At 66.8% G+C, this 13,018-nt stretch carries 13 protein-coding genes; all 13 read right to left on the reverse strand.

Annotated elements, in window-relative coordinates; all coding sequences use genetic code 11:
• Positions 1-109 precede the first annotated feature (109 nt).
• Positions 110-487 carry a F0F1 ATP synthase subunit epsilon gene (locus QH195_RS04525; RefSeq protein WP_280425454.1) on the reverse strand — a complete coding sequence of 126 codons (378 nt, stop codon included), beginning with the start codon at positions 485-487 and terminating at the stop codon, positions 110-112.
• Between the two features lie 6 nt (positions 488-493).
• Positions 494-1,942, reverse strand: a complete 1,449-nt coding sequence (atpD, locus tag QH195_RS04530) for a F0F1 ATP synthase subunit beta (RefSeq protein WP_063131414.1) — start codon at positions 1,940-1,942, stop codon at positions 494-496.
• 98 nt (positions 1,943-2,040) lie between these two features.
• Positions 2,041-3,012, reverse strand: a complete 972-nt coding sequence (locus tag QH195_RS04535) for a F0F1 ATP synthase subunit gamma (protein WP_280425453.1) — start codon at positions 3,010-3,012, stop codon at positions 2,041-2,043.
• Between the two features lie 61 nt (positions 3,013-3,073).
• On the reverse strand, positions 3,074-4,711 hold the full coding sequence (atpA, locus tag QH195_RS04540; protein WP_280425452.1) for a F0F1 ATP synthase subunit alpha: 1,638 nt from the start codon (positions 4,709-4,711) through the stop codon (positions 3,074-3,076).
• 83 nt (positions 4,712-4,794) lie between these two features.
• Positions 4,795-5,604: a F0F1 ATP synthase subunit delta gene (locus QH195_RS04545; protein ID WP_280425451.1), complete on the reverse strand. Its 810-nt coding sequence runs from the start codon at positions 5,602-5,604 to the stop codon at positions 4,795-4,797.
• Positions 5,605-5,623: 19 nt separating this feature from the next.
• On the reverse strand, positions 5,624-6,184 hold the full coding sequence (locus QH195_RS04550) for a F0F1 ATP synthase subunit B (RefSeq protein WP_280425450.1): 561 nt from the start codon (positions 6,182-6,184) through the stop codon (positions 5,624-5,626).
• 5 nt (positions 6,185-6,189) lie between these two features.
• The gene (locus tag QH195_RS04555; protein WP_033247481.1) at positions 6,190-6,438 is read right to left on the reverse strand and encodes an ATP synthase F0 subunit C; all 249 of its coding nucleotides are present in this window, start codon (positions 6,436-6,438) and stop codon (positions 6,190-6,192) included.
• 77 nt (positions 6,439-6,515) lie between these two features.
• Positions 6,516-7,241, reverse strand: coding sequence for a F0F1 ATP synthase subunit A (atpB, locus tag QH195_RS04560; RefSeq protein ID WP_280434420.1), 726 nt, complete (start codon positions 7,239-7,241; stop codon positions 6,516-6,518).
• Positions 7,242-7,638: 397 nt separating this feature from the next.
• Positions 7,639-8,106 carry a hypothetical protein gene (locus tag QH195_RS04565; protein ID WP_280434421.1) on the reverse strand — a complete coding sequence of 156 codons (468 nt, stop codon included), beginning with the start codon at positions 8,104-8,106 and terminating at the stop codon, positions 7,639-7,641.
• Positions 8,107-8,116: 10 nt separating this feature from the next.
• Complete coding sequence (locus tag QH195_RS04570) at positions 8,117-9,283, reverse strand: MraY family glycosyltransferase (RefSeq protein WP_280425448.1); 1,167 nt, start codon at positions 9,281-9,283, stop codon at positions 8,117-8,119.
• A gap of 52 nt (positions 9,284-9,335) precedes the next feature.
• Complete coding sequence (locus QH195_RS04575; RefSeq protein WP_280425447.1) at positions 9,336-10,001, reverse strand: L-threonylcarbamoyladenylate synthase; 666 nt, start codon at positions 9,999-10,001, stop codon at positions 9,336-9,338.
• A 499-nt stretch (positions 10,002-10,500) separates the two neighbouring features.
• Positions 10,501-11,385 (reverse strand): peptide chain release factor N(5)-glutamine methyltransferase, encoded by an 885-nt coding sequence (prmC, locus tag QH195_RS04580; protein WP_280434422.1) that lies wholly within the window; start codon positions 11,383-11,385, stop codon positions 10,501-10,503.
• A gap of 220 nt (positions 11,386-11,605) precedes the next feature.
• Positions 11,606-12,685: a peptide chain release factor 1 gene (gene prfA, locus QH195_RS04585; RefSeq protein ID WP_280425445.1), complete on the reverse strand. Its 1,080-nt coding sequence runs from the start codon at positions 12,683-12,685 to the stop codon at positions 11,606-11,608.
• Positions 12,686-13,018: the final 333 nt, after the last annotated feature.

Raw genomic sequence — 13,018 nt, forward strand, 5'->3', positions numbered from 1 at the left:
CCCCCCCCCCCCCTAGCGGGGGGGCCGGCCCCCCCCCCCGCCCCGGGCGGTGCCGGGCCCCCCCCCCCCGCCCGGAGCCGAAATATTCTGTTGGTTCCCGAATCGGAGATCAGGAAGCCGCGGCCTGTTCGACAGCGCGAACCCGGGCCTGTGCGGCCAGCTGGTCCTCCGGCGCGGCCGAACCGTCCGACAGCACCTTACGTGCCGCCTCGATATCGACCTCCGTGGAGAACTCGGCGGTCTCGGCCAGTACACGCACGGTGTCCGCGGTCACCGAGAAGAAACCACCGTGCACCGCGGCCACGACCCGATTGCCCTCGGTATCGACGATGGTCACCGTGCCGCCCTCGACCAACTGCCCCAGCAGGGGTTCGTGACCGGGCATGATGCCGATCTGGCCCTCGGTGGTCTGGGCGCTGACGAAATTCGCCCGGCCCGACCAGAGCCGCCGCTCGACCGCGACGAGATCAACTGACATATCCGCCATGAAGGACTACTTTCCGGCGATCTTCTTCGCGGCCGCCTCGACATCGTCGAGACCACCGCAGCTGTTGAACGCCTGCTCCGGGAAGTGGTCGAATTCGCCCTTGCAGACCCGGTCGAAGTCGTCGATGGTCTGCTCCAGCGGCACGACCGAACCGGGCTGGCCGGTGAACTTCTCGGCCACGATGAAGTTCTGGCCGAGGAACTTCTCCAGCCGGCGGGCCCGGCCGACGAGGACCTTGTCCTCTTCGGAGAGCTCGTCCATACCGAGAATGGCGATGATGTCCTGCAGTTCCTTGTACTTCTGCAGGATCCGCTTCACCTCGTTGGCCACCGCGAAGTGCCGGTCGCCGACGATCGAGGCCTCGAGGATACGAGAGGTCGAGGTCAGCGGGTCGACGGCAGGGTAGATACCCTTCTGCGAAATCGGGCGGGAGAGCTCGGTGGTCGCGTCCAGGTGGGCGAAGGTGGTCGCCGGCGCCGGGTCGGTGTAGTCGTCGGCGGGGACGTAGATCGCCTGCAGCGAGGTGATCGAACGACCACGGGTCGAGGTGATGCGCTCCTGCAGTTCACCCATCTCGTCGGCCAGGGTGGGCTGGTAACCGACAGCCGACGGCATACGACCCAGCAGAGTCGAAACCTCGGAACCGGCCTGGGTGAACCGGAAGATGTTGTCGATGAACAGCAGCACGTCCTGGTGCTTCACATCGCGGAAGTACTCCGCCATGGTCAGCGCCGACAGGGCGACGCGCATACGGGTGCCCGGCGGCTCGTCCATCTGGCCGAAGACGAGGGCGGTGTCCTGGAGGACGCCCATCTCTTCCATTTCCAGGTGCAGATCGGTGCCCTCACGGGTGCGCTCACCGACGCCGGCGAACACCGACGTACCGGAGAACTCCCGCGCGATACGGGTGATCATCTCCTGGATCAGCACGGTCTTGCCGACACCGGCACCACCGAACAGGCCGATCTTGCCGCCCTTCACGTACGGGGTCAGCAGATCGAGCACCTTGACGCCGGTCTCGAGGATTTCGGTCTTACCCTCGAGCTGGTCGAAGCTCGGCGGCTTGCGGTGGATGCCCCACTGCTCGCCGTCGCGGCCCAGGCCGGGGCTGTCGAGGCAGTCGCCGAGGGCGTTGAACACGTGGCCCTTGACGACATCGCCGACGGGAACCGAGATCGGCTTGCCGGAGTCACGAACCTCGGCGCCGCGGACCAGTCCGTCGGTGGGCTGCATCGAGATGGTGCGCACGATGTTGTCACCGAGGTGCTGGGCGACCTCGAGGGTCAACGTCTTGGCCACCGACTTCAGGGTGATCTCGGCGGCGAGAGCGTTGAACAGTTCTGGGATGGAGCCCCGCGGGAATTCGACGTCCACGACGGGGCCGATGACGCGGACCACGCGGCCACTGGCGGCGCCGGTCCGGCTCGAGTCTTCTCGAGTAACAGCTGCGGTCATTTCTAGGTTCTCTTCCTGCTGAGTAGATTGGCGGTATTCACGGGGCCCTTCGTGGTCACGCTGCGCTACCGCCTCCGGGCCCGTCGCTCATACCGCCATCAGTCGCGTTCCGAGCTGGCCGCCAGGGCATTCACGCCGCCGACGATTTCGCTGATTTCCTGCGTGATGTTGGCCTGCCGCAACGAGTTGGCCTGCCGGGACAGGGAACTCGCCAATTCGTTGGCGTTGTCGGTGGCCGCCTTCATTGCGGTGCGCCGAGCCGCATGCTCGGATGCCGCTGCGTCGAGCAACGACGCGTAGATCCGCGTATTGATGTACTTGGGCAGCAGGGCCGCCAGGAGTACATCGGCGTCGGGCTCGAATTCGTACTGTGCGTGCACATCGGCCGTGGGCGAATCGGTGAGCATATCGTCGCCCAGGTCGAAGTTCTCGTCGACGAAGGAGATCTGGATCGGCGCCATCCGGCGCACCTCCGGCGTCTGCGACAGCATGCTCACGAACCGGGTGTAGACGATATGGAGTTCGTCCACGCCCGCAATCGGACCGGTACCGTCCGGTGCCGGTACCTCGCCCGCGGACCCGGCCATGAAGCTGTCGACCAGGTGGTTACAGGCCGCCGAAGCATCCGGGTAGGTCGGCTGCTGGGAGAACCCGGTCCACGCGGCGACCGGCCGGCGATCGCGGAAGGTGTAGTACGTCAGGCCTTTGTTGCCCATGACGTAGAGCACCGGCTCCTTGCCCTCGTCACGCAGCGTGGTCATCAGCTCCTCGGCGCGTTTGAGCACATTGGAGTTGTAACCACCGCACTGACCGCTGTCACTGGTGATCACCAGCACCGCGGCACGCTTGGGATCGGGGCGCTCGGTGAGCAGCGGATGCGTCAGATTCTTCGACGCACTCGCCAGCTCCGCGACCACCTTGGTGATCTCCTCCGAGTACGGCTTGGCGGCCGCCACCCGGGCCTGGGCCTTGGTGATACGCGAGGTCGCGATCAGTTCCTGGGCCTTGGTGATCTTCTTGATCGAATTGATACCACGAATACGGGAGCGCAGCTCGCGCAAGGTAGCCATCGGCGGTTCACACTCCCTTCGTTCGCGGCGTTACAGGAAAACAGCGCATGGTTCGCCCGGTCTACTTCTCGACGTGCTTGCGGGTGACCGACAGCGACTCGACCTCTTCGTGGGCCAGTTCGCCGGCATCGGCTTCGTTCACCACGCGGCTGCCGTCGGACGCCAGGAAGCCCTGCTTGAACTTGTCGGTGGCCGTCTTGATCTGCTCGGCGGCCTCGTCCTGAAGCACCTTGCCGCCGGCGATGCTCGCGAAAGCATCGGCCGCATTGGCGTGCAGGTCCTCGAGCAGCTCGACGTTGAACCGGCGGATATCGGCCACCGGTACCGAGTCGTAGTAGCCGGCGTCGACCAGGTAGATCGAGACGATCTGGTCCTCGACCGCGATCGGCGAGTACTGGTCCTGCTTGAGCAGCTCGACCCAGCGGGCGCCACGCTCGAGCTGGGCCAGCGAGGCGGCGTCCAGGTCGGAGGCGAAGGCGGAGAAGGCTTCCAGCTCGCGGTACTGGGCCATTTCCAGACGCAGCGAACCGGCGACCTTCTTCATACCCTTGGTCTGGGCGGCGCCACCGACGCGGGAGACCGAGGTACCGACGTTGATCGCCGGGCGGACACCCTTGTTGAACAGGTCGGATTCCAGGAAGACCTGACCGTCGGTGATGGAGATGACGTTGGTCGGGATGAAGGCCGAGATGTCGTTGGCCTTGGTCTCGATGATCGGCAGGCCGGTCATGGAACCGCCGCCCATCTCGTCGGAGAGCTTGGCGCAACGCTCCAGCAGACGCGAGTGCAGGTAGAAGACGTCACCCGGGTAGGCCTCGCGGCCCGGCGGGCGGCGCAGCAGCAGCGAGATGGCGCGGTAGGCCTCGGCCTGCTTGGTCAGATCGTCGAACACGATCAGGACGTGCTTACCCTCGTACATCCAGTGCTGGCCGATGGCCGAACCGGTGTAGGGGGCCAGCCACTTGAAACCGGCGGAATCGGAGGCCGGGGCCGCCACGATGGTGGTGTACTCCAGCGCGCCGTGCTCCTCGAGGGCGGTTTTGACGCCCGCGATGGTGGAGCCTTTCTGGCCGATCGCCACGTAGATGCAGCGCACCTGCTTGGCCGGATCGCCCGACTCCCAGTTGGCCTTCTGGTTCAGGATCGTATCGATGCAGACCGCGGTCTTACCGGTCTTGCGGTCGCCGATGACCAGCTGACGCTGGCCCCGGCCGATGGCGGTCAGTGCGTCGATGGCGGTGATACCGGTGGCCATCGGCTCCTCGACCGGCTGCCGCTCCAGCACGGTGGCGGCCTGCAGCTCCAGCACACGCCGGTCGTTGGACTCGATCTCGCCCAGACCGTCGATCGGCTGGCCGAGCGGGTTCACGACGCGGCCGAGGAAGTTGTCGCCGACCGGGACCGAGAGCACATCGCCGGTGCGGCGCACCTGCTGGCCCTCTTCGATCTCGGCGAACTCGCCGAGGATGACGGCACCGATTTCGCGGTCCTCGAGGTTCAGCGCCACACCGAGCACGCCACCCGGGAATTCGAGCAGCTCGTTGGCCATGGCCGAAGGCAGGCCGCTGATATGCGCGATGCCGTCACTGGTATCGGTGACAACACCGACTTCCTCGATGGAGGTTTCCGGGGTGTAGCTCTGGGTGTAGCTTTCGATCGCGCTACGGATCTCGTCGGAGGAGATCGTCAGCTCCGCCATGTTCTTCCTGCTCTCGGTCTCTGGTCTGGAATGTCGGGGGGTGTGGTGCGGCCGGGGCGCCGGGGTTATCCGGTGGCGTACCGCTAGGTCAGCGAGCGGCGCAGCCGTTCCAGTCGGCCGATCGCACTACCGTCGATCACATCGTCACCGATGCGTACGACAAGCCCGCTCAGCAGCCCGGGATCGACTTCGATATGCACGGTGACGGCCTTGCCGTAGATGCGGCCCAGCGCGCCGGCCAGCCGCTCCCGCTGGGGATCGGTGAGTTCGATCGCCGACCGCACATGGGCGACGACCTGCTGCCGCCGGGACGCGGCCAGATCGGACAGTTCGTCGAAGGCCGGACCGATACCGGTACTCTGCCGGGTCACCACCTGTTCGGCCAGGGCCTGGGTGATGGTCTCGGTCTTGCCGGACAGCAGCCGTCCCAGCAGTTCCCGTTTGGCCGCCGGGGAGGCGGCACGATCGGACAGCGCCCGCTCGAGCTCCGGGTTGTCGTTGATGATCCGGCCGAGCCGGAACAGCTCGTCCTCGACCGCGGTCATCCGGCCCTGTTCGGACGCTGCTTCCAGCAGCGCCAGCTGCCCGAGCAGGACCAGGGTGTCGACCAGGTCGCGGGAACGGGACCAATTCTGGGCCACCGCGGTGGTCAGCACCGCCTGCGTGGCAGCGCTGACCTGGCTCCCGAAGACCCGCTCACTCAGGTCGGCGCGGGCCGAACCGGGCACCGACACGTCCGCGAGCGCCACACGCAGCGGACGCTGGTCGTCCAGTACGTCGACAACGGCGAACAGTTCGGACCCCGTCGTGGCCGCGACACCGTTGCTTCCGGTCAGCGCGGCCCGAAGAGCCTCCTTGGACCGGGAGCTGGCCTCACGGCTTGCTGCGTACATGGTTCTCACGCCTCCGTCGTTACCTTCCGACCCCGATACCGGCATCCGACCGGTCGATCTCATCGAGGAATCGCTCGATCGTCGCGGCCTGCTTGGCCTCGTCCGATACCGACTGCCCGATGATCTTCTCGGCCAGGTCCACCGCGGTGCGGCCGACCTCGGCGCGCAGCTCGGTCAGGATCTGCTGGCGCTGGGCTTCCAGCTGGGTGTGCCCGGCCGCGACGATACGGTCGCTCTCGGCCTGGGCGTCGGCCTTCATCTGGGCGAGGATCTGCTGCCCCTGCGTGCGGGCGTCTTCGCGGATCTTCGCGGCTTCCAGGCGGGCGTCGGCCAGCTGCTTCTGGTACTGCTGCAGCGTCTCCTGGGCTTCGGTCTGTGCCGCCTCCGCCCGTTCGATGCCACCTTCGATCTTGTCGGCGCGCTCGTCCAGCACCTTCATCAGGCGCGGAACGGCGTACTTGTAGACCACGAAAGCGATAATCGCCACGCAGACCGCCGACCAGACGATGTCGTACGTCGCGGGAATGAGAGGATTCACATCCTCTCCCTCTTCCGCCGCGAGCAGAATGAACTCGTTCATCGGAATCAGAAGATGAAGCCGGCGACGAGACCGATCAGTGCCAGGGCTTCGGTGAACGCGATGCCGAGGAACATGTTGGTCCGGATGGTGCCCTGGAGCTCGGGCTGGCGAGCGATGCCCTCGATCGCCTTACCGACGACGATACCGACGCCGATGCCCGGGCCGATGGCGGCCAGGCCGTAACCGACGGCGCCGAGGCCCTTCAGCGTGGATTCGTTGGTGGCAGCTTCCTGGGCCAAGTACGAGAGGCTCATGAGTCTTCCATTCCCTTTCTGTTGCTCACCCGCCGGTCGGCGCGGTGCAGCAGGTTCTTATCGATTGTTCCGGTCGGTCAGTGATCGTCGGCGTGCTGGGCAAGGCTGATGTACACGGCGGTCAGCAACGCGAACACATAGGCCTGCAGGAAGATGACCAGCAGTTCGAAGAGGGTGAAGGCAAGCCCGCCCAGCAGCGAGAAGGGCGAGAAGATCTTCATCCAGTTGTCCGCGTCGAAGAGGAAGAACTGGGTCGCGCTGAAGAACAGCACCAGCATGATGTGACCGGCGAGCATATTCGCCATGAGTCGGACGGTCAGCGTGAACGGGCGCAGGATGAAGGTCGAGACGAACTCGATGGGAATGAGCAGGACGTGCATGGCCGGCGGAACATTCGGAACGACGACGCTGCTGCGCATATAGGTGAAGAAGCCGTACTTCTTGATGCCCACGTAGTTGAACGCGATATACGCGATCACTGCCAGTACCAGCGGCATGCCGATACGCGCGTTCGACGAGATGTTCAGACCCGGAATCACACCCGAGAAGTTCAGGAACAGAACCGTGAAGAAGATCGTCGCGATGAGCGGGAAGAACTTACGGCCGGTTTCTTTGCCGAGGATCTCGTCGCAGATCTGCTCCTTGACGAAGACCATCCCCATTTCGCCGATGTTCTGCAGTTTCTTCGGCACCAGACGCGGGCTGCGGAAAGCCAGGAACAGGAATGCGACCAGCACGGCGGTCATCAGAATCCGGACCAGCATCAGCCGATCGAGTTCGAAGGGAGTCCCCTCGAACAGCACCGCCGGAGGGAAGAAGTCGGTTAGCGACGGCGCGTGAAACTCCGCGGCCAAGGTGGTGACGCTCAGCGTTCTCTCCCGTGTTCGGGCCGCGGGATGTTTTCGTTCCCGCGGTTCGATCGGACATTGACGATCAATGTGGGTCGACTGAGGTCGGCTCGAAGTTCGTCAGCAGCTGTGGCGGGAGATCCGCGCCGGCGTCTGTACGTGTGTCGGCGACATCGTCGACATGCAGAACCGAGCTCTGTACAAGCCCGGCACGGCAGTAGCATAGCGGCAGCTCGTAGTACCTGGTCGGCACCCCTTGCCGAGCCGCTTGCTTACCAAGACTTTACCAAGAGATCTACGACAACGTGTAGCGGGGGCGATGTTATCTACGACAGGCTGTCGTTGACGCCGGTCAGGGCGTTCCGGAATCGGCGCCCGGGCCCTGATCAGGGAGGTTGACAATCGGAACCTTGGTGCGCAATACACCGTAAGTCTCCGCGCCGAGCACGATGATCAGCGCACCGACGACGGTCAGGAACAATGCGACCCGATCGTAGAACTCGAATTGCTGCAAGACCGCGATAACAATTAGCGCGACCAGCAGTTTTCCGACCCAGCTGGCCAGCATTACCAGCCCGGCCGTAGTAGGCGGCAATTTGGCGCCGAGCAACACCACCGCGGCCGTGGTGAGGATGAAACCGCCGCCGATCGCGGCCCCCAGCAGCGCGCCCCACAGCCCGGGGACGCCGGCGACCAGGGTCGCGAGCACGACCGCGAGCACCGTGAGCACCACCAGACCGATCAGTCCGTACCGCAGAGCTGCGCGCAGCGGTGCGTCTTGGTGGTCGGAGGTACCGGGAGCGGCAGAGCTGGTGGACACGGTCCGCACTCTACCCGGACCCCGTAGCCGACCCCGCCGCCTCCCGCCGCGCCTGCCGGCGCCACAAACCGGGAACAGCGGTCACGACCAGCGCGAACAGGAAGCCGGCGGCCATGAGCACCACCACCACGCGCCGGTCCATCACCGAGGTGCCCACCGCACCGAAGGCGAGAATCCCGACCCACAGGTAGATGACCAGTACCACGCGGCGCTGTGAATGACCGATCTGCAGAAGCCGGTGATGCAGATGCATTTTGTCCGGCGTCGAGAAACTGACCCCCGCCCGCACCCGGCGCACGATCGCCAGCAGCAGATCCAGCACCGGAATGAACATCACCGCGCCCACCAGCAGCAGCGGCGAGAGCAGACCGACGATATCGCGTGGCCCGTATCCCTGTAGCGGGATCCGGCCGGACGCGCTGGTGGATACGGCGGCCAGCACGAGCCCGATCAGCATGGAGCCGGAATCACCCATGAATATCCGGGCGGGCGAGAAATTGTGCGGCAGGAAACCGAGGCAGGCGCCCGCCATTGCGGCCGCCAGCAGCGCTGGCGGATAACTGTCCACGGAACCGCCCTGCTCGGTGAGCAGGCCGATCGCGAACGCGAAAACCGCCACCGAGGCGATCAACCCCAGCCCGGCGGCCAAACCGTCCAGCCCGTCCACGAAGTTCATGGCGTTGATCAATGTCACCGCCACCGCGACCGTCACCAGCCCGCCCTGCAGACCGTCGAGCACGACGGTGGAATTGCTGAACGGGTCGTAGATCAGGTACCAGCCCAGGCCCATCACCGCCATCACCCCCGCGGCGGTGACCTGCCCGGCGAATTTGGTGAGCGCGTCGAGGCCCCAGCGGTCGTCGACGATACCGACCGCCACGATGATCGTCGCCGCCACCAGCACCGCCGCGATATCGGGCCGGTAGTCGAAACCGCGGCGCAGCGCGGGCAGCTGATGGGCGAACAACACAGCCGCCACCACCCCGATGTACATTCCGACCCCACCCATCCGGGGAATCGGTTTCACATGCACATCGCGGTCACGCGGAATGGCCACCGCGCCGAACCCGATGGCCAGGGTCCGGATGCCGCCGGTGGCCAGGAAGGTGACCACCGCCGAGATCAACAGAACCAGTAGGAGTTCGCGCAGCGGGACAACCGCACCGGACCCGGTCATCGCACCGACCACCCCGTCACCGCGGTTACTGCCATCGCACAGCCCGGAACACTCACCGCGCGACGGATCCGATCAACGCCTCGGGTGTGGTTCCGAGCACTTCGGCGACGGCCTCGGTGGTCACGGCGCCCGCTCGCAGAATGCGCGGCTGATCACCGGTCAGGTCCACGATGGTCGAGGCGGTGGCATGCTGCGCCGGGCCGCCGTCGAGATAAACGCCCACCAGGGAACCGAGCTGCTCACGCGCCTCGGTCACGTTTCCGGCCGCGGGCCGGCCGGAGATATTGGCACTCGACACGGCCAGGGGGCCCACCTCCTGCAGCAACTCCAGCGCCACCGGATGCAACGGCATGCGCAGCATCACGGTGCCGCGGGCATCCCCCAGATCCCACGCCAGCGACGGCGCCTGCTGCACCACGATGCTCAAACCACCCGGCCAGAACGCCCGGATGAGATCCCGCGCCTGCGGCCGCACCGAGAACACCAGGCCGTCGATGGTGTTCCACGACCCCACCAGCACCGGCACCGGCATATCGCGACCCCGTCCCTTGGCCGCCAGCAGCGAGGCCACGGCCGCCGAATCGAAGGCGTCGGCGGCGAGGCCGTAAACCGTATCGGTGGGCACCACGACCAGCCGCCCCGATCTCAGAGCACTGGTGGCCGCGGCCAGGCCGGCGGCACGCGAATCGGGGTCGGCGCAGTCGTAGACGGTACTCACGGCAACAATCGTATTGCGCCCCCTCCGGGGGCGCCGGTTTCGGGCCCCTCGACCCTTCGACGCCGGCTGCCCCCGGCCGGCCCGGTCGCGCACTGCCGGGCTCCGGCCGGAGAGCCGCACCGGCCGTATCCGCTGCCGGGCCTGGTGGCGGCGGACGCCGTATCTACTGAGCACTCGTAGGCGCCGGGCCCGCGCTCCGCCCGGACACCCCTGCGAGGACAGCACGTCCAGCGAGACATCGCGGATTCGGCGTACACCGCCTGCGGGGCACGGTCCGGCGCAACGCCGGCGCGCAGACAACGGGCTCCATGAGCAGCTCCGAATTCGGCCGGGCGCCGGAAGAGGGTCCCGGCCCGCTCGAGCGCTCGGCCTGCCAGGAGTTGCGGTGCAGCCGCGAGGACCGCGGATCGAACGCAGGCATCGAGGCGGACCGGCGCGCGTGCGCCGTGGCTACGGCCTCCAGCCCACCGGTAGATCTTCTCGAGCAGTTACTGTCGCCTCATTCAGGAGGCGCCGACGACACAGCCGCTACGAAGCGCGGTTTTCCGGCGAGATCGGGGTGTTCGACGATTTCCCCGAACCGGCCGTCGGCCGCCAGCAGACGAGCCAGTTCGCCGCCGTTGCTGTCATCGTGTTCGATCGCCACAGCCCCGCCCGGGCGCAGGAGCCGGCCGATGAGCGGCACCATCGGGCGGATCACATCCAGCCCGTCGGGACCCCCGAACAGTGCGCGGTGCGGGTCGTGTTCTGCCACTTCAGGCGACAATTCCGCACCCTCCGGGATATACGGCGGGTTGGCGACGACGATATCCACCCGGCCGTTCAGCTCGGTGAGCAGATCCGGCTCGGTGACATCGGCATGGTGCAGCGTGATCGGTGTATCACCGGCCGCGCCGTGCAGGTCGGCATTGCGGCGGGCCCAGCGCAAGGCGTCGGGGTCCAGCTCCACCGCATGCACCTCGGCGTCCGGGCGGGCGTGTGCGATCGCCAGCGCCAGGGCGCCCGAACCCGTGCACAGGTCCACCACGATCGGAGTGTGGTCGTGCCGCACCGCCTCCAACCGGGCCAGCGCCCAAGCGAACAGCAACTCCGTTTCCGGGCGGGGCACGAAAACACCGGGCCCCACCTCGAGGTCGATCTCCCCCATGGACGATTGCCCTGTCAGATGCTGCAGCGGGACGCGCTCGGCCCGGCGTGCCACCAGAGCCCGGTAGGCGTCGAGCTGTTCGGGATCGATCAGCGGCGCGAGCAGCAGCCGTCCGCGTTCGACCCCCAGCACATGCGCGGCGAGATGTTCGGCATCGGCGCGGGGGCTTGCCACGCCGGACGTCCTGAGGATTTCGATCGCCTCGACGAGCACGGGGCGCAGCTGCACACGAGTCACGATGTCATTTTGCGCGCCGGGCGGCGCGCTGGTTCCGGCCCCCCGGCCGTGGGCAGGAACTTCCCAGGTCCGCGCTGGACCGGGCAGCGCCGCTGGTTACGTTGGTATGCGGACGATCGCCGAACTTCTCGGGCTTTGCCGACGTCGGTACCGCCGCTCATGCGCTTTCGAGGTGTCGAGAACAACGCCTGAAGGGCCGGTCCTGCCAGGCGCGGCGGAGTTACTCGGCCGCCATACGCGCGTTGCGGTCGGCGGTGGCGAGGGCGTCCAGGAGGGCGTCCATATCGCCGTTGAGCACGGCGTCGAGGTTGTGTGCCTTGTAGCCGATGCGGTGGTCGGCGATGCGGTTCTCCGGGAAGTTGTAGGTGCGGATCCGTTCCGAACGGTCGACGGTGCGGATCTGGCTCGCCCGGCCCTCGGCGGCTTCCTGGTCGGCCTGCTCTTCGGCCAAAGCCTGCAGCCGCGCGGCCAGAACCTGCATGGCGCGGGCCTTGTTCTGGAGCTGGGAGCGTTCGTTCTGGCAGGTGACGACGATCCCGGTGGGCAGGTGGGTGATCCGGACCGCCGAATCGGTGGTGTTCACGCCCTGGCCGCCTTTACCGGACGAGCGGTAGACGTCGATACGCAGATCGTTCTCGTCGATCTGCACCTCTTCCACCTCGTCGGGTTCGGGGTAGATGAGCACGCCGGCCGCCGACGTATGCACCCGGCCCTGCGATTCGGTCACCGGGACCCGCTGCACCCGATGCACCCCGCCCTCGAACTTGAACCGCGACCACACCCCGTCGCGCGCGGCATCGCGGCTCTTGATCGACAGTGTCGCCTCCTTGTAGCCGCCCAGATCGGAGAACGCCGCGTCGAGCACCTCCACCTTCCAGCCGCGGCGTTCGGCGTAGCGGATGTACATGCGGGCGAGGTCCGCGGCGAACAGCGCCGATTCCTCGCCGCCCTCACCGGATTTCACCTCCAGCACCACGTCGTCACCATCGTGCGGATCGCGCGGGGCCAGCAGATCGGCGAGCTGGTTCTCCAGCTCCTCGAGCTGTTCCTCCAGCCCCGGCACCTCCGCCGCGAACGCCGGATCGTCGGCGGCCAGTTCCCGCGCCGCCTCCAGATCGTCGCGGGTGGCGGCGAGCTTCTTGTACGTGGTCATCACCGGCGCGAGTTCGGCGAACCGCTTCCCCACCCGCCGGGCCGCCCCCGGATCGTTGTGCAGCGCGGGATCCGCCAGCTGAGTCTCCAGCCCGGCGTACTCGGCCAGCACATCGTCGATCGCCGACGGTGCGGTCTTCTCGGCCATACAGGTCTCCTACCACGCAACTGATTCCGACGGGGCACAGCAAAACACTTCGAGATTCCGACCCCGCACCGCACCCGATGCACCCGACGGCACCCCGGGTTCAACCGAACCCGACGCACCGAGCCGGTGGTGCCGAGTTCAGCGAGGCCCTTGGAGGTTTTGGCCCGTCCCTGGTTTCCGTGCTCGATGCGAGGCGGCGCAGCCGCGAGTGTCGAGTGCGGAAACCAGGGACCTCGGGGGGCCAAAACCCGCGGCGCCCCACGCGCCCCAGCATAAACACAACCCCCCGGCCGGCGAAAGGGCCGCCCCCGGGGGCGGGGGCGAGGCACCATG

Origin of the sequence: Nocardia carnea, from assembly GCF_029868855.1 — a bacterium.
Lineage (GTDB): Bacteria > Actinomycetota > Actinomycetes > Mycobacteriales > Mycobacteriaceae > Nocardia > Nocardia carnea_A.

Excerpts from the sequence above, each read along its gene's own strand:
- QH195_RS04525 (WP_280425454.1), bottom strand. The coding sequence starts at position 487 with ATGGCGGATATGTCAGTTGATCTCGTCGCGGTCGAGCGGCGGCTCTGG.
- atpD (WP_063131414.1), bottom strand. The coding sequence starts at position 1,942 with ATGACCGCAGCTGTTACTCGAGAAGACTCGAGCCGGACCGGCGCCGCC.
- QH195_RS04535 (WP_280425453.1), bottom strand. The coding sequence starts at position 3,012 with ATGGCTACCTTGCGCGAGCTGCGCTCCCGTATTCGTGGTATCAATTCG.
- atpA (WP_280425452.1), bottom strand. The coding sequence starts at position 4,711 with ATGGCGGAGCTGACGATCTCCTCCGACGAGATCCGTAGCGCGATCGAA.
- QH195_RS04545 (WP_280425451.1), bottom strand. The coding sequence starts at position 5,604 with ATGTACGCAGCAAGCCGTGAGGCCAGCTCCCGGTCCAAGGAGGCTCTT.
- QH195_RS04550 (WP_280425450.1), bottom strand. The coding sequence starts at position 6,184 with ATGAACGAGTTCATTCTGCTCGCGGCGGAAGAGGGAGAGGATGTGAAT.
- QH195_RS04555 (WP_033247481.1), bottom strand. The coding sequence starts at position 6,438 with ATGAGCCTCTCGTACTTGGCCCAGGAAGCTGCCACCAACGAATCCACG.
- QH195_RS04570 (WP_280425448.1), bottom strand. The coding sequence starts at position 9,283 with ATGACCGGGTCCGGTGCGGTTGTCCCGCTGCGCGAACTCCTACTGGTT.
- prfA (WP_280425445.1), bottom strand. The coding sequence starts at position 12,685 with ATGGCCGAGAAGACCGCACCGTCGGCGATCGACGATGTGCTGGCCGAG.